The following is a 17,318-nucleotide window of genomic DNA, read 5'->3' on the forward strand; positions in this document are numbered from 1 at the left end:
GCAAATTTTGATTCAGATAATGTATTCGTGATAGATGTAAAACAGCAAAGTGTTAGTACTATCATACCTGTTGGAAATCATCCCGCTGGTATTGTCATTAGTCCGAACGGAAAACGTGTGTATGTGATGAATAATGGTTCAGATACTGTATCAGTTATTGATAGTAAGACAAATTTGGTAATTGCAACAATTCCGGTTGGGGATGGACCTATTTTAGGCGCTGTTTCACCAAATGATCAACTTTTATATGTTCCGAATGATGGAACCGATAATATATCTATAATTAACACGAAAACGAATATGGTGATTGGTACAATAGCGGTTGGGGATGGGCCAAGACAAGTTATGTTCACACCAAACGGACAATTTGCTTACGTAACAAACAGTAATTCAAATACTGTGTCTGTCATAAATGTCCAACAAAGCATGGTTGTTGACACCATACCTGTAAACCCTCAACCAAGAGGGATTGTTATGACTCGAGATGGAAAGTTTGCTTATGTAGCAAACTTTGGGGCGAATGCTGTGTCTGTCATTGATATAAAACAAAATATTGTAATTACAACGATCCCTGTTGGCCTTCAGCCAAGAGGGATCACGATTACTTCGGATGGAAAATTTGTTTATGTAGCAAATTTTGGTTCAAATAATGTATCGGTGATCAAGGTAAAAGATAATGTTGTGGTGGATACAATCGTAGTGGAAGATAGCCCGATTGGTATAGATGTAGAATAAAAGGGTAACTACTCAGCCTCCTTTTGGAGGCTGAGTAGTTACCTTTTTTTATGGTACATACACCCAATTGTTTCTACAGACATAGAGTGCACTGTAAACATAAGGAGGCCTGATAAAATGAAAAACGAACACAATCATTGTCAATGTGAGCAAAGACCACTCGAGAATGAGATTTATCAAAATTATAGTGCAGGTTACTATACAAATGGCATTCTACATTTTTTAAGACGCTTAAGCCCTGGTACATGTATTATCATACAATACGACTGTCAACCACCAACAACAGGAACATTTCAAGGTTTTCAAAATGGACTTGTGATTTTATCTGACTTTGACTGTTTTCCAGGACTTGCGCATCTGGTAGTTGATAAGATTAATGTAATTACGCTGGGTTCCATTCCATGTGATCTTCCACGAGAATGCGAGCGTCGTTAATTGTAAGAAACATCCATAGAAGCAATTTTCCTCTCTACACATAAAAATTGTTTCACGTTTTATATCATAACAAGCAGGCTCCCTACTACTTCAGGGAGCCTGCTACCTAATGGATCATTCGCAATCCATTCGAATCAATTCTATACTTTCTATCATAAATGTTCCCGCTGTCTCTCCAATCTCAATACACACGCGATTCGTTTCTGGGAAGATTTCCACCGTTTTCGTTACATAATCAGAAAGGTCAAGGGTACTTTCTTCTACCATCGGATATTCATCGACGCTATCATCACATCCACAGCCCATTCCCTGATGATTGGTCATGTTTGTGTTGCTAAGATATACATTGGGTTCATAATGATTTGGTGAATAGTTGCTCATCGTCATATTCTCATTCGGATATGCGTTTTTATTGCAACCGCATTTGCACACCGCCCCTTGATTCGTTGGCATATTGATATTGCCAGGGTATGCATTCATTTCGTAATGGTTCGATGGATCATTCATCATACTATTTTCATCACTGTACGGAGTAAATCCAAAACTCTCTGATTGATCATTCATAGGAGTAGCGCCAGGATATGCATTTCTTCCATAATTGTCTGATGGATAGTTCGACATATCTTGATTTCTAACATACCCATTTGTTCCATATGCTTCTGTATAAGAGGTCACCATATTACGCTCAGTATAGCGTTCGCGAAGTGTAGAACGGTTATTAGATGCGGCCGGACTTGTCGCCCCTTCACCAGCTATCAACTTCAATGTTTCTGTATTTTCTTCCGTACCATCACTAATCGTCACATAGCCTTCTCCAGATCCTTCTTTTCTTGCCGTTACACGTAACACATAGCTATGTTCTGGTTCCACACACACCTGTTGCGAAATGGTTGCACTCCAGTCTGAAATCACGAGCACAGATTCCTCTCCAATCTGTTGTACGTCTGCACCTTCTGTGCGATTCCAGTTTGACAATCCCGCAGTGAAACCCCCATTAATCAGCACATTTCGCTGATCATATAACCACCGGGCTGTCGCAACGACGTCGGAAAGTTGTTGAAACATGTCATATGCATACGCTACACCCGGTACTCCTGATACATCCCCTTGTAAGAATGCATTGTATACATATGGAATGTTCTGCACCAATTGTTCCGCACGTAAAATATCCTGTAATGTGATAGCCGTTTGCAAACGATTTTGATTAGAATTTGTGAATAACGTCTGCATCGCATCTCGTGCGATTTGTACCGCCTTTTCAACCTTCATTTGTTTCTCTACCCATTTTTTCTTCCATTTTGGCTCTCGTTTTTGCATACGAGTTAAGGTATCTCCCGTTAGCGGTCCTACTTCTACCACTTCTATATTATCTAGTGTTGCCATACCATCTGTCGTTCCCACTTTAAACCCAACCCAGATGCCTAGATCTCGCTCCATATCGAGCTCACCTATATCAATAGGGAACTTAAATTCATGTGGATCTTGACACACCATATTTGTCTGTTGAACCATCATCCCGGCTGCAGTCTGATATCCATTCTCACATGGATTACACCACATGTCTTGCGGCATCCTATTGCTTGACATAACGGGATACGGAGTTGATTGCAATAAAGATTCTCCTGTACACGGATTGATTGGGATGATATCATTCGGTACATTCATTTTCTTATGCACTTCTTTATCATATCTCGCGACGAATATTTCTAAATCTGTACTATTCCCCACAAATCCTCGTACGATGTAGCGGGTATATGGTTTTAACTTTGCTTCCTCTATCTTTTGATATGCATACGTTGGAAATATTTTATCACTCAATATGGGATGATTTGCACTTGGCAGATTGAGATAATGATCTTTAAAGATCGGATTATCCGCTATCGTGTATACATGAGCACTTATGTTCCATCCATCTACGCCAGACCAATCTGAAGAGTCAAAATCTCCATAGTTTAATAGATTCCGTTCCCGACTCAAGCGTTTTGCACATTTCACTTGATCCAGCAAACACATTTTTTCTTTTGGATGGATTTGATCAGATAGACACTCTACTAATGTTGCCACCTGATCCACCTGATAATCTGTGACGTTCAATTGTAAGGTCGTTGGATTCGAAAACAAGGCATGGACCGCCTCTCGCGCTTTTGTCACATTGTAATTCATTGAACATCCTCCTTCGTGAGCTTTGCTTTAAGATGCGTGTTAAATGTATATTTTAACCAAAAATAATTACACTACATCGTTTTAACTCAACCTAGTAAGTTTGAATTTTTTATTTGTGGTGCCGTTATTAGTGTATACTCCAATATTTGTTCCATTTGCAGTACCAGAACCACTTACATCTAATACTCTAGTTTGATTAGACTTATTTTGTAAAAAAACATATTCTGTATCTACAACGCTCTGTTGAATGATCCAATACTGCTCTGGACGGTTTGCATTAGAGACTGCTCTCACATTATCTCCTTCCGACCGCTGCCAAGTTAATACTAAATTTTCATCCGCTATATTTTTAATTTGATACGCTCCTTGACCCGAATCATAAACGAACCTCCATTTTTGGTTAGCAGCATTACCATTTTGCCATAAGTGAACATTCTTAGTGCTTGGATCCATATCTACAACACTACTATTATTTAAAGCTGTCACGATTTGATAGATACCAGGAGTTACTGGTAGTTCTGGCGTTGGTGGTTCTGGTTCTGGAATAAATTCAATTTTATCAATATAGATAGGGCCACCACTATTACAACGTAGCTCTATTTTAAATTCTTCTTCATTTGCGGAAAAATTGAAGGTATCCAAGTAAGTGAAAGCGCTATATGTCATACTTCCGGAAAACGTTCGTTCAACCGGATAGTTATCGTTTTCCCGCCATCCGTAAGAATCATCATACCTCCCTACAAATAGATTGGCATTACCTTCACTTGCGTATCGGATTCGAACTTTATATCCTCTTGTTCGTGCAGTGGCGGACGGTCTTACTTTCACACGCAATTGTGTCCATTGCTGATTATACGCAGGTAATCTTACAAGATCCCCTCCCGTACTACCAGGACCTCTTACCACCGTAGCGCCATTATCTACGGCATTTCCTTTCACCGCCGGAATTTGAGTCGTTTTATCAGATACTATTGTATTTTCTGGTGTTAAGCTGTTATGCAACCAGCCAAATCCAAATAATCCTACACACTTTAACCCCTTAGTGCCACTTGCAAGTTTAGATTCCATTGCATTTCCATAGGATAGGCGATGCGTGGCTGGATAAGAACTGGAAGGAGGAGATATACTTGCCTCATGTACATACGCATACTGCCCCCCGAAGGACGACTCATAACATTTTCCAAAAGCCTTAATCCTTGCACCTATAGGATTCTTAAAATCAAATGCACACGTGACTTCATTAGTTGTTATTCTCAGGCCACCAATGTCATTAGATGTAACGTTCTGGATCGAAGAATATGCCTGAACAGGTGACAGCCCTTCCTCCCAGGTGGAATTACTGCCTGTGAGAGACAGCCTGCTCTTTATCCCTGCATATTGCTCCAAATCAAAATAGCCAGGATTTGATGACATATAAAAGGCTAAGTTTGTTAGCCACGTAACGAGATGAGGTGACCGCACAAAATTACGTTCGATAACTTCCCAATTTTGCGATTTATTTTCAACTTTACCGTACGCTGTTGAATAGACCTCCCTTGATAATTGAATATTCACACCATTGGGGTTTGTATATTTTTCTATATCATATGTTGGCCATATTGCTACCAAGTCTAATGCCATAAGAGTCACGTCTCTTCGAAAATCATTCATAAGATTCCAATGAATCACGGGAATGTAAAAATCAGTCGTAGATCCACTAGTGGTATACCCTTTTAAATATGGATATTTATTATAGTCTTTTATATTCGGTTTTAAGGCGACGGCTTTGTCTAAACCTACCTTATAGGTATTCACACAATAATCCGTGTAATCTGCTGTACGTCTTCGAAACCTAGTATTAAAATCCACAACTTCTGCCGGGGTCATCCCCCAGTCCTTTCCGAAGTTAACTGCATCTTGTAATAAGAGCAAATGTAAATTAGCTGCTTGTGCATACACGGTTAGTAAAGGAACCTCAAAATCCAGCACTCGAAATGAGGGCATAGCATACTCCATAAACGAATTCGTAATACGGAATTGTGAAAGTACCCGTGCTTGAGTAGCTGCATTACTAGGATTTTGATTCCAATCCTGGGCTGCCTCCTGATATAACTCCAGGGTAGCTTCTACACCTTCTAATTCTGAAATAGCTTTGCTTCGTACGGCAATTGTAATATTTTTATCTATAAGGTATTCTACTGCATCCATGAATTGTCGCCATTGCGTTTGTTGTTTACGTTGTTTCCAGAGGATTTTAAAAATGGCAGCAATACCTTTCGCTGCAAGTGCTACACTACTACGAGCTGTTCCGGTGTTTGAAAGAGTAGCTTCAGTAACACTTAACGCTGTAGAGACAGCCTCATTTACATTTGCCTGTTGCGCTATATTGTAGGCCCTTCCAACACTCATGTTCATCACATTTTGATCATTCATGTTTTGCAACTCAGAACCTGGTACATTCGCAAGTGGATACCTCAGCTGACAAGGCATGCTATCACTATCCAGTGTCTCATATTCATTATGATTACATTTTTGATTCATCGACAATCCTCCATTTCAGTTTTAGCCCTCTTATCCCATACCAATATAGTGGGATAAGAGGGCTATGCTAAAAAGTTAGCGTTTCTATCAATCGAAGAAATTGACTTCCTTTTGATAGCTGAGATAAACCATACATCACTTTTTTCTTTCCATCTGGCATGTTTATGCTACAACAGAAAGAAATATGAGGATTCACCTGTTCTGCGTCTTCTAAAATAGCTGCAGACTTGTTTTTTTTCTATATCTATTTTATTGACCTATCATTAAATGGGGGATTTTTTAAAATAAGTAGAACGCTTCCTATCCTCTTCTATTTTATGAACTCAACGTATACCCATATCAATTACGAAGTTCTGTCATACGATGTACAGATAGAAAAAGGAAAAAAGGGGGCCATACTATGTGCCGTTTTGATCATGATTTTGATGACGATTTTCGCCGTCGTCGCTTTGATTGTAGACATAATCACATTCGTCGTTTGCTACGAAAATTAAGTCCAGGAACTTGTATTCGCATCCAATTTGGTTTTCAAAATCCCGTAAATGCTATTTTTCAAGAGGTTTCATTTGATGGCTGCACGCTGATTGTAAGTAATCTTGATGATTTTGATGACTGTGCAGCTTTTACCTATATCGCTGTTGATCAAATTAACGCGATATCCGTTGTAGCTTCTTGTCCAAGACGCTGTCGAGATATTGACTAACCTTCTGTATGGATAAAAAACGAATGAAATGCAGGCGGAATCCTAAACTTCCAACGAACGACGATCTATAGCAGTAGGTCGTCGTTTTATTTTCCCAGCGTGTAATGCAGGCAATTATTGTTCTGTCTGTTACTCAGCATACAGGATAATATAGCGCTATGAATTGTAAGAACCCTCCATAAAAAGAATCCGTATTTCAGCACATCAAAATGATTTTAAGATGTATATCATAAAAAACAGGCTCCCTACTACTTCAGGGAGTCTGCTACTTATTCGATCATTCGCAACCCATTCGAATCAATTCAATACTTTCCACTAGGAATGTTCCCGCTGTTTCTCCGATTTCAATGCAAACAAGATTCGTTTCTGGGAAGATTTCAACTGTTTTCGTGATATAACCAGACAGGGATTCGGAAGCGTACGTAGTCATGTTATCTTCACTTGTGTATACTTTTCTATGGCAACCACATCCACAACTTGATCCGGTAGGATTGGCCCCGCTTGTGTTACCTGCATAGGCATTCATTTCATAGTTGTTAGGTGGATAACTCATCGATGCCTTTTTACTGCAGCCACATCCACAATCTGTTCCCGCATAAGATGCTGGATCGTTCATCATATCCTCATCACCGTACGGATTGATTCCAAAACTCTCTGATTGGTAATTCATTTGATTCCCGTTTGCATATGTCTGCGATCCACTTTGTTCTGCTGGGTAGTTCGTCATGTCTTGCTCATAATAGGATTCACGAGACGGCGTCATCGGTGGTACCAAACTTGTTGCACTTTCTCCCGCTATAAATTTCAGTGTTTCTGTATTTTCTTCCGTACCATCACTGATTTTCACATAGCCTTCCCCTGAACCTTCTTTTTTCGCTGTGACACGTAACACATAGCCATGTTCAGGATGGACACATACTTGTTGGGAAACGTTTGTACTCCAATCTGAGATGACGAGCACAGATGTATTCCCTATCTGTTGTACCTGCGTCCCCTCAGTTCCCTGCCAGTTCGATAGTCCTGCATTGAAGTCTCCATTTCTTAGCACGTTACGTTGTTCATATAACACCCGTGCTTTCGCAACGGCACCGGACAGTTGTTGGAAGATATCATAGGCTTCTCCTGGTACGGTTGGTAAAGCTCCGACTAAGAATGGATGATACACATACGGAATGTTTTGTACCCATTTCTCCGCGTCTATAATATGCTGTAATGTGACGGAGGCTTGCAATTGGCTTTGATCTGCATGTGTGAATAAGCCTTGAATCGCACGTTGTGCGACTTGCACAGCCTTTTCGATTTTCATGTATTTCTCGTTCCACTTTTGTTTCCATTTGTATTCTCGTTTTTTCATACGAGTTAATGCTTCTCCCGTTAACGGACCTTCTTCGATTACTTCTATATTATCTAGTGTCGCTAGGCCATCTGTCGTTCCAATTTTAAAGCCAACCCATATGCCCAGATTCTGATTGATATCAAGCTCACCTGTATCAATGTGACACTCCCATTCATGTGGATCTGCACATACCATACTGGTTTGTTGCATCATCATCTGTGAGCCATCTTCACATGGACCACAGGACATGTTTTGCGGGATGACCTGGTTTATCATCACAGGATAGGAACCTTGTTTTAATGGGTATTCTCCCGTACATGGATTGGTTAGTATACTATCATTTGGTACGTTCATATTTTTGTGCACTTCTTTATCATACCTTACGGCAAACACTTCTAAATCTTTACTATTTCCAATAAATCCTCGTACCATATATCGTGTATATGGTTTTAACTTCGCTTCCTCTATCTTTTGATACGCATATGTCGGGAATACCTGATCATGAAACGGGGAATAATTCGCACCTGACATATGGAGATAACGGCCTTTAAAGAGTGGATTGTCGGATGCAAGAACTACCTGACTACTTGTTTTCCACGCATTCTCTCCGAACGATTCGGAAGATTCAAAATCGCCAGCATTTAACAAATTGCGTGCTTGACTGAGTCGCTTCGCACATTTCACCTGATCGAGTAAACACATTTTTTCTTTTGGATACATCTCATCAGACATACACTCTACGAGTCTTGCGGCCTGATCTACCTGGTACTCCGTGATATTCAATTCCAGCGCATTTTTCGCATCATTCGTAAACAAGGCACCCACTGTCTTCCGTACTTTGTTTAAACTGTTCTCTGCTTCATACACTTCCACCCCTGTTCCAACTGGAAGGAATTCAATTTTGTCGAGAACAACCTTCCCCGTTCCAATGTTTGTGATTCTGAGCGTTATGCTCTCGAGCTGATTTAAGGTTAGGCGCTCAGTGTACGTGTACAAAAATGACTCAGGTCGCAAGAGGTTTGATTCCTGATTTGTTGTTTGGCTCATCGAGAAGGTTGGCAAGGTTCTTATTGGGTTCAGATTTGAATCTAGCACCACAACTTGTAACTGAGTAAATGTAGCAGTCGTATAACGAAATCGCATGTCATAGTTCACGCCTACAGGTTTGTATAGATGAACTTCTAATACTCCCCCTGCCCCTGTTACTAGCCCTGGTCTTAGCTCTACTAAATCTCCTCCTGTAAAACCAGGACCCCTAATTACGTAAGAATCATTAGGTCCTAGTCGATTCCCCTTGACGGCTGGGATTTGGGCAATTTTATCTCGCCTTAGGTAATTTGAGGGGTCGCATGTATTAGATTGCCAGGCAAAAGCAAAACTAGTTGCAAATGGTTTACCGGGATTTATATACGAGTACCCATCTGGGATAACCGCATTCAAGTTATTAGTACCATATTGGCTTGAAAAACAAACACCGGTTGGGTTTTCCTGCCATTGATTTGGCTGGCAAACATCAGGGTCATTAGCTTCTAAAGGAACATCCTTACAAGGAGTTCCAAAATAAGTATCGTAGCTCAAAGGACTTCCGGAGTATCCGGCATAGAAAGAACCTCCAGTATAATCAAAGAATCTCATGTAGTTTAGGCGTCCACTACTGATCCTGTTACCGAGAACGTAGTTATACCTTCCACCATAACTTCTCCATTCGATCCTATCCTCAGGTCTTGGGGAGTTCCCAGTCCCGACCGTAATATCATAAGGAGAATTGGTGGTCCGATAGATTGAGTTTACTCCAGCAAAGTGTTGAGCAACGTCGGCGTTGCGATAACCTACAACAGTGAACAGCTGCAACCACCGAAATAGCGTAGGAGCGCTATCCCATGTCATACCCATTTCGATAGGCCATTTGTCAAAATTCCCCGCTGGAACGCCAATACAAGCTGAAAATACTTTTCGCGTGAGTTGTACTTCTGTAGCTAACGGATACCTGTATGGATCATATGTTGGCCATAGCGCTACAAGATCTAACACCAACATAGTCATATTTGTACGATACGTAAAATACTCCTCCTGATAGTGGAACGACCCCTTTGTTTCTTCTTCCTTATCCCTTATCCCTCTCTCATACTGATTCATAGAATAGTTTGTATATTGTACTATTAATTGTACCATGCCTGGGTTACCTACACCCGTGTTCGTATAATATTGATCCACTCTTTGCTGTGGGAATCCCCAGCTTTCTCCAAATCTTACAACATCCTTTAACAAAAGCAAATGAAGATTGGCTGCCTGCATATAATTGAATAACAGTAGGAGTTCATACCTTGGTTCACTAAAGAGTTTTATGGCGTCTTTCAATGCATCTTCAGCATCATCAAATGCATCCCTTATTAACTCCTGATACCTTGCATCATTGGGGTATTTTTGGAAATTACAGGCTGCCTGTTGATAATCTTGAATTCGTGACTGTACAATTCTTAATTGAACATCGGCTCTACTTTTTACCACTTCTGAAATTTTCTTACCTACCATCACTTCTGCAGCATCCATGAACTCATACCATGTGCTTTGCGAATCCGCAGATGCAGGATCAGAGTCCGGCCACAACACATCTAGAAGCAAAGAAATAATTGCGAATACGCCCGCTACAACTATTAATGGTGGAAACGAAGCTGAAGCCACACCTGCGATTGCAGCAATTGTCCCCGTAACTATCGTTAGTGTCTTTCCAACAGCCTCCCATTCATCTATCTGATAGGGGCGGATTCCTATCTGTCCGAGAATTTCTCGTTTTACATCTGGACACATCTCCATCCACTCTTTATACCCCATATTTTGCAGTTCAGAACCTGATGCATTCGCAAGTGGATACCTTGGCTGGCGATACATGCTACCACTATCCATGACTTCATATTCATTGTTATGATCCATTTGATTCATTCATAATCCCCCAATCCTTCTCTCGCCTTCCCATCAAGAAGGCTGATTCGATTTCATCTGCATCCTTCCATATACTCTTCCATATTTGTTCTTCTTTTGCACTACATACAGATTTAAAATGAAAGAAATGAAAAATCAGGACTGGTTTCAAGATAATGACATATCATATGTACGGTAATCATTTCCTCATTCTGTAAGTTTCTAACATGAACTCTACTTCGGAACATTCTGAAAATTCAATATTCCTGTAAAACGAAGAAACTGATTTTCTTGCTCTTGCACCGGCGTGACGTCAAATGCTGAAATTATGACATTTTTTTCTTCTATTTGATAATCTGGAAGATCTGCTACACTAAACTTCAGTACCGTATTCACTGGAATATGCCCCGTATGACTCATCTCAATTTGATTATCACGTCCTGAAGAAGCACCCTGTTTCTCCCCGCACTCTCCCTGCACTTGTGCATTGACTATATATGCGATGCTTCCCACCACTTTCAAAAGATTCAGTGTCACATCCACCGGTCCGCAATTGTCTACTGTAATGGTTTTCTGAGAGGTTTCTTTTACAGTAGCTAAGCCAGACAGGCTATATGCGAGTTTTCGAGTACCGTTCGGTACGTACACAAAGCCATTTGGCACCTGTACGATTGAACAAAATGACACGCTCGATTGGACTTGTTCCGTATTATCTATGGTTGCTGCGGACTGGTTCATGCCTTCCAATGGAAGTGGATGATGTTTTCCAGTTTGCATCATTTCATACTCTCTACCGTACTGCCCTGCTTTCAATATCCTCGCCTCCTTGTATGATTCAGTTAGGTTTTTAGGGATGGGATGTACCTACAAACCCAAGAGTATCTAGTTTTATGAGATTCTTATATTTGTAGATAGCATGTTACCGAACACTTCCTTGCCTTTTGGTATTCGGCAGAAATATTGATACCTCTATCTCATAAGTCATTTACGAGTGAGATGGAGGTATCAATATTTGGTCATTCTTCGTATCTCTTATGAGGTAATAGCGTTTATTATGAGAAAATAAGGATTACAATCATCAGATGTAAAAACATATAAAGCAACCACCAACTCGAAACACTATGATCCTGTACATGATCATGTATGAAATTAACAATTCAAAGTAAAAAAAACCAATCAAAATCGTACAATGACAAAAGAGTTCGTGTTACAAGCTTTACAACAAGCCTATTTTTTTGTCAGAAACCGGAAGGGTTTGTCTTGCATCATTTCTTCTATTTCAACAAAAGAAACATGACACACAAGTTAGGGGTCATGCATTTCTCATACAAAATATTCTAATAATGTTTTCGATTTCCCTTCTTTATTTCATGAAACATACTACATCCTATACATCTTTATTTTATTGCCAATCCTTGCATACCATTTTTTTGTCATACAACATAATGTATGTTTTTAAAAAAAGACGTAGAACGCTCCCCATCCTCTTCTATTTTACGAACTCAACGGATACCCATACCAATTACGAGATTCTTTCATACGATGTACAGATAGAAAAAAAAGGGGGCCATACTATGTGCCGTTTTGATGATGGTTTTCGCCGTCGCCGTCGCTGTGATTTTGATGATGGTTGTCGCTTTCATTGTAGACATAATAGCGTTCTTCGGTTGCTACGAAAATTAAGTCCAGGAACTTGTATTCGTATCCAATTTGGTTTTCAAGATCCCGTAAATGCTATTTTTCAAGAGGTTTCATTTGATGGCTGCACGCTGATTGTAAGTGATCTTGATAATTTTGATGACTGTGCAGCCTTTACCCATATCGCTGTTGATCAAATTAATGCAATATCCGTTGTAGCATCTTGTCCAAGACGCTGTCGAGATATTGACTAACCTTCGGTATTGATAAAAAACGAATGAAATACAGAAGTCATCCTAAACTTCCAACAAGCGACGATCTATGGTAGTAGGTCGTCGTTTTATTTTCCAGGCGTGTAATGTAAGCGATTATTTTTCTATCTGTTGATGAGCATACAGGATATCCCTATGTAATATTTTGATGCCGCTATAACCATTTTGATACCTATGCATAACCTAAATATTATAAAGATAACACGTACCATCTACCATCATGCAGAAAGGAGCTTAAAGTATGACATCAAACCATGATTTTAAGCAAGCCGTTGCCAATATGGAACAGGCGCTCGCAGACGCATTAAAAGCGGCTGTAGCAAGTGGAAATACGAAAACCATTGAAAAAATATTAAAGCTCGTTATCAAAAAAGAAATCATCCTGGAACTTTTAGTAGAAGAATTTTCTTCCTTCGATGACCCATGTTAATTCTCTCCATAAAATGTGGGTAACCACATTTTCCTATCCATGAAGAATCAATACCGTTATGCAACAAGTGAAATCCAAAGGAGATGTATCATGTCAAAGCGACATTCTAAAAGCGCTTGTCATCGTGATGTGAAGTCTATTATGGAACCTTCGGTACCGTTGACTCCCTTTTTTCAGAAAACGATACAAGGAGATTGTGTGGCAAAAGGTATAGGAATGCGGAATCGTGGTTTCGGAACAATCAATATGAAAGGGTCCATTCCAGAAGGTTCTACGATTTACAAAGCTTTTCTATATTGGGCTGTGCTTCGTTTGAATTTCCAGACTGTGAACGCACAGGGTGTATGCAATGGTGTTCCCATTACCGGAGAATCCATTGCCTCCTCTATCGCTCCACCTTGTGGGAATGCGGGAAGTATGGATGTATTTCGTGCGGATGTGACAGAAATCGTCACAGATGGTCTCAATATATTAACTGGATTTCCTTCAGGAGATACCGACAGTTCCTCTCCATTTGTAAAAGCAACTTTTCCACTTTTGGAAGGTGCTTCCCTTATCCTGATCTTTACCAATCCCAATTTATTGTTAAAAACCGTTATCATCCACGATGGGGGGGTTACTTTCTATAATCATACCGTCTCGACAACCTTTTCTGGTTTTCAAATAACGGAATTTCCAGAGGCCAAAACTTTTTATATCGTCGCAGACAGTCAAGCTACTTCTCCTGGAAATCAGGCGATATGTAACAGCGTAGTCGTCGCAGGTCCCACGGCTACACTCCGCTCTACAGATGCGTTTCATGAGCAAGATGGTATAGAGGGAATGGATGCAGTAAGAGGATTCTGGGATACACTAGAGGTGGATGTGAGTCCCTTCGTTCGTCCAGGCGATAAAAGTGCCACAACATCCGTTGTGGCATCCCCTGCCGGAGGAGGGGGGTTGACTTATATCGCACAAGTTTTCTCGGTAACCGTGTCATCTTGTCCCGCATTGCAATCAATTATAAACATGGAGCAAGCACTGACAGACGTATTACGAGGAACGATTGAGAGCGGAAATATGCAAGCCATCGAACATATATTAAAACTCGTCATTCAAAAAGAAATTCTATTAGGCTCATTGCTAGAAGAATATAACGATGGGGGCTAGTAGTGACGAAAGTTGAATGCAGCCCTCATCTTTCAATCCGAAATACACGATAACGATGAGGAGAATAACAAAGATTTTACAAAACAAAATCCCCTGAAAATACAGGAGACGTTAGGACGCGTATAGATTTCCCTGTTACATTATACCCCGCTTTTTTTCTATTGGGGGGGAATATATTTTGATCTTCACAACATACAAAATCTGTTTCCAGTCAAACATACCTTATTTACGCATCTACACAATCACAATCTCTGTGGATTTTTGGACGCTTACAAACAGGAAACCCAAGAGCAATCACATTTACTGCCTGAATCGCAAGATGTGCGAGCATAGGAAAACCACCAAAATCAGATAAGATGATTTCACCGTACTGGAATCCTTGAAATGTCGTGGTGGTAGGGCGTTGCCCATCATACTGTAACACAATGCAAGTACCTGGGCTTACTCGTCGTAAAAAATGAAGAATCCCGTCTGTATAACAAGCCATTGTAGGATAACCTCAACTATCCCCATATATATTTCTTTTTTCACAAGAATGATATTCAGATTCATGACATTCTATAGCCATCATTCATTCCTCTTTTTGTTCACAACACATCTTACGTGTTAAGAACCTAGTAGGTATTCGTACAAAAAAATATATCCGAACCGAACATCATTCCTACATAAAAAATGTCATATTCCTTCTCTTTATAGATGTAGTCAGATGATTCACTTTCATTTCTCAAGTAGGATTCACTTGCTTTCAACCCCACATCATGATACAGTTTGAGTAGATTATTCATGCTTAATTGCTTGGCTCTATATTTGTGAACATTGTATGGAGCATCGAACCATTGAGTAAGTCATTTAGTTCCTCACTAAGTGACTTCTTTTTTTTGGAAAAATCTTTTGCTATGTCTAACTTTTTCGGGACAAGATCCTTCATTTTTTTTCTCCAGGCTGTCTTTTGATACTTGTCCATCATCCCCCAATACCTTCCGTACTTATCACTCATAATTGCATCAAGAATGATTTTATCATTCAATTTCAAATTCATTTGTCCCAATTGCTGTAATGTACTCACAATTATGTTGTCAAAGGGGGTCCAATCCTCTTCCCATAGTTCTAAGGTCTTCTTCTTTCTTAAGCGCGCTTCGAAACGTGTTACATATTCTATATCCGGATACGGATCAATGGAACCATTTTGTTCCGCTTCTTTCTTCTTATTATAAATACATAAACAATTATCAGATGATCTTACACCTATATAGAGTGTTTCTAATGTTTTATCACGACTGAGTATCATATATTCCGTTTTGCTGGATAAATCTCTTATTTTGAGATCGGATATGTTCACAGCATAATCGAGTGCAATATGTATACCTGTGACTTCTATATTCTCTAGTAACCCCAAAACATGTCGTATAGATTCGTTCACGATTGGATTGCATTTCATATATTTTGGATTAAATTCAAATCGTACTGCCTTTATCAAATGCTTTCTGGTTGTCTTTTTTGTATAGGGAAGAAATCCTTCTTCATCAAGTAAGCACATCTTTTCTGCATCCATTTCCAACTCTATTTGCTTCGTCTGAATTTGCTTTTGTAAGATTCTCCTTTTTTCATGAAGAGCGTACAAGTGCTTTTCATGATACCGTCGCATCGACTGAATTGAAAAATCTACATTTGCATATATTTCATCTATCTCATCTGCTGTCGACTGTAAGATCGATTGCAATTCACGTAAAGATACTTCAATGTGTTTTTTATGATACTCTATTTTATGTCGATCTGTAAGCATTCCCTCTTCATTTGTTTGTTCGATTAACGCTTGTATATCTTCCTTATTTTCGAATAACCTCTGATATTCCTCATTTGATAGCATCGCTTCTCCATGCTCACGGCGTTTACTTTCCCGTTCGATTTCCATTTCTAGCCGTATTCTATGAAATATTAATTTTTGTAGATCTATGTCTATCCCTTTCATTTCGCCTGCAAGTTCTATATAACCTACTTGAAGAAACTCTGATTTTAACACTTCTTGATAACCAAAGTTACGTGAAGTATATGGCTGTCTGTCATAGATCTGTGTGTTCGTGACTGATTGTATAAAATCCGATTTCCTCAAACCTTCCCTGAAATCCGCAACAATGGAAATCTTGTCTATCGTTACGTCCAGTAGATCTATCTCCTGCTCCACTACGACCAAACCAACACCCCGTTTTTCGGCAAAGTCAGGAACAGTTGCGAAAAACCCAACCTTTACCTGCTAATTAGTATTACCACTGAAAACACTCACGTTTCTTACAATAGAAACAAATATTGTAACTACTCAGATTCCTCACCGAGGCTTTTTTAATTTACTAGTTTGATATGTACTTTTTGTGTGAATACTAGATATATCATACAAGGAGGTGATATTTATGTTGGAAAAACAAGAAATTCTAGCCGTTTATCAAAAAGGACCTCAAGCTATTTGTGATTTAGTTCATCATTTAGAAAATCAAATACAGGATTTAAAAGGACGCATAGAGGAATTAGAAAATCGTTCTAAAAAAAACTCCAAAAATAGTCATAAACCACCTTCTACAGATGGTTTGCGTAAACCTGTTACAAAAAGTTTACGCAAACCGTCTCATCGTCAAACTGGTGGACAGTTGGGCCACAAAGGACATACTCTTGGTTTGACAACGACTCCAGATCATACGATTACGTATTCTCCTACATATTGTACTTGTTGTAATAATTCCTTGAACCACGAACCTGTAAAAGGATACCGCATTCGCCAAGTTTATGACTTACCACCTATCCAGATAGAAGTGACAGAACATAAAGTAGAACAGAAAGAATGCCCACATTGCCATGCCATCCAAGAAGTCCAGTTTCCTTCTACAGTCTCTCGTCCTGTCCAATATGGCCCGAATATAAAAAGACTGATTCCCTATTTAACGCATTATCAATGCCTTTCTTTGAAACGAACAAAAGAATCCTTTCAGGATTGTTTTGGACATTCTATAAGCGAAGGGACCTTGGTGA

At 39.6% G+C, this 17,318-nt stretch carries 14 protein-coding genes; 7 read left to right on the forward strand and 7 right to left on the reverse strand.

The features are described 5' to 3' along the window. Together ACP6L7_RS35230 and ACP6L7_RS35235 are read left to right on the forward strand one after the other, a co-directional pair. A partial coding sequence (locus tag ACP6L7_RS35230; RefSeq protein ID WP_430529847.1) for a beta-propeller fold lactonase family protein occupies positions 1-735 on the forward strand: 735 nt, incomplete at its 5' end. 117 nt (positions 736-852) lie between these two features. Further along, the gene (locus ACP6L7_RS35235; RefSeq protein WP_430529162.1) at positions 853-1,170 is read left to right on the forward strand and encodes a hypothetical protein; all 318 of its coding nucleotides are present in this window, start codon (positions 853-855) and stop codon (positions 1,168-1,170) included. 114 nt (positions 1,171-1,284) lie between these two features. On the opposite strand, the gene ACP6L7_RS35240 is transcribed toward ACP6L7_RS35235, so the two are convergent. Beyond that, a complete protein-coding gene (locus tag ACP6L7_RS35240; RefSeq protein ID WP_430529751.1) occupies positions 1,285-3,333 on the reverse strand; it encodes a hypothetical protein in 2,049 nt (682 codons plus the stop codon). A gap of 81 nt (positions 3,334-3,414) precedes the next feature. Next, positions 3,415-5,853 carry an insecticidal delta-endotoxin Cry8Ea1 family protein gene (locus tag ACP6L7_RS35245; RefSeq protein WP_430529752.1) on the reverse strand — a complete coding sequence of 813 codons (2,439 nt, stop codon included), beginning with the start codon at positions 5,851-5,853 and terminating at the stop codon, positions 3,415-3,417. A gap of 400 nt (positions 5,854-6,253) precedes the next feature. Here ACP6L7_RS35245 and ACP6L7_RS35250 point away from each other — a divergent pair, with 400 nt between their 5' ends. Next, a complete protein-coding gene (locus ACP6L7_RS35250; protein ID WP_430529753.1) occupies positions 6,254-6,556 on the forward strand; it encodes a hypothetical protein in 303 nt (100 codons plus the stop codon). A gap of 277 nt (positions 6,557-6,833) precedes the next feature. Here ACP6L7_RS35250 and ACP6L7_RS35255 read toward each other — a convergent pair whose 3' ends face one another. From ACP6L7_RS35255 to ACP6L7_RS35265, 3 genes are all read right to left on the reverse strand, one after another. Next, a complete protein-coding gene (locus ACP6L7_RS35255) occupies positions 6,834-10,832 on the reverse strand; it encodes an insecticidal delta-endotoxin Cry8Ea1 family protein (protein WP_430529754.1) in 3,999 nt (1,332 codons plus the stop codon). Further along, positions 10,813-10,983: a hypothetical protein gene (locus tag ACP6L7_RS35260; protein WP_430529755.1), complete on the reverse strand. Its 171-nt coding sequence runs from the start codon at positions 10,981-10,983 to the stop codon at positions 10,813-10,815. Before ACP6L7_RS35260 ends, ACP6L7_RS35255 begins: the two co-directional genes overlap by 20 nt. A 62-nt stretch (positions 10,984-11,045) precedes the next feature. Further along, a complete protein-coding gene (locus ACP6L7_RS35265) occupies positions 11,046-11,624 on the reverse strand; it encodes a hypothetical protein (protein WP_430529756.1) in 579 nt (192 codons plus the stop codon). Between the two features lie 761 nt (positions 11,625-12,385). Between ACP6L7_RS35265 and ACP6L7_RS35270 the strand changes: the two genes are divergently transcribed. The 3 genes from ACP6L7_RS35270 (at position 12,386) to ACP6L7_RS35280 (ending at position 14,300) form a co-directional block, all read left to right on the forward strand. Beyond that, complete coding sequence (locus ACP6L7_RS35270; RefSeq protein ID WP_430529166.1) at positions 12,386-12,703, forward strand: hypothetical protein; 318 nt, start codon at positions 12,386-12,388, stop codon at positions 12,701-12,703. 259 nt (positions 12,704-12,962) lie between these two features. Beyond that, on the forward strand, positions 12,963-13,151 hold the full coding sequence (locus tag ACP6L7_RS35275) for a hypothetical protein (RefSeq protein WP_430529167.1): 189 nt from the start codon (positions 12,963-12,965) through the stop codon (positions 13,149-13,151). A 90-nt stretch (positions 13,152-13,241) separates the two neighbouring features. Beyond that, positions 13,242-14,300 (forward strand): hypothetical protein, encoded by a 1,059-nt coding sequence (locus ACP6L7_RS35280; protein WP_430529168.1) that lies wholly within the window; start codon positions 13,242-13,244, stop codon positions 14,298-14,300. A 226-nt stretch (positions 14,301-14,526) separates the two neighbouring features. Here ACP6L7_RS35280 and ACP6L7_RS35285 read toward each other — a convergent pair whose 3' ends face one another. Next, entirely contained in the window at positions 14,527-14,787 is a 261-nt protein-coding gene (locus tag ACP6L7_RS35285) for a hypothetical protein (protein WP_430529169.1), read from the reverse strand. Positions 14,788-15,087: 300 nt separating this feature from the next. Continuing rightward, positions 15,088-16,482, reverse strand: coding sequence for a replication initiation factor domain-containing protein (locus ACP6L7_RS35290; RefSeq protein WP_430529204.1), 1,395 nt, complete (start codon positions 16,480-16,482; stop codon positions 15,088-15,090). A gap of 223 nt (positions 16,483-16,705) precedes the next feature. On the opposite strand from ACP6L7_RS35290, the gene ACP6L7_RS35295 reads away from it, so the two are divergent. Continuing rightward, positions 16,706-17,318 (forward strand): DUF6444 domain-containing protein (locus ACP6L7_RS35295; RefSeq protein WP_430529848.1); only part of this gene is annotated, 613 nt, incomplete at its 3' end.

Origin of the sequence: Bacillus silvicola (genome assembly GCF_050524305.1) — a bacterium.
Lineage (GTDB): Bacteria > Bacillota > Bacilli > Bacillales > Bacillaceae_G > Bacillus_A > Bacillus_A cereus_AT.

Coding starts and splice junctions, on each gene's coding strand:
- ACP6L7_RS35275 (WP_430529167.1), top strand. CDS start 12,963: ATGACATCAAACCATGATTTTAAGCAAGCCGTTGCCAATATGGAACAG.
- ACP6L7_RS35270 (WP_430529166.1), top strand. CDS start 12,386: ATGTGCCGTTTTGATGATGGTTTTCGCCGTCGCCGTCGCTGTGATTTT.
- ACP6L7_RS35255 (WP_430529754.1), bottom strand. CDS start 10,832: ATGAATCAAATGGATCATAACAATGAATATGAAGTCATGGATAGTGGT.
- ACP6L7_RS35285 (WP_430529169.1), bottom strand. CDS start 14,787: ATGGCTTGTTATACAGACGGGATTCTTCATTTTTTACGACGAGTAAGC.
- ACP6L7_RS35235 (WP_430529162.1), top strand. CDS start 853: ATGAAAAACGAACACAATCATTGTCAATGTGAGCAAAGACCACTCGAG.
- ACP6L7_RS35245 (WP_430529752.1), bottom strand. CDS start 5,853: ATGAATCAAAAATGTAATCATAATGAATATGAGACACTGGATAGTGAT.
- ACP6L7_RS35280 (WP_430529168.1), top strand. CDS start 13,242: ATGTCAAAGCGACATTCTAAAAGCGCTTGTCATCGTGATGTGAAGTCT.
- ACP6L7_RS35250 (WP_430529753.1), top strand. CDS start 6,254: ATGTGCCGTTTTGATCATGATTTTGATGACGATTTTCGCCGTCGTCGC.
- ACP6L7_RS35240 (WP_430529751.1), bottom strand. CDS start 3,333: ATGAATTACAATGTGACAAAAGCGCGAGAGGCGGTCCATGCCTTGTTT.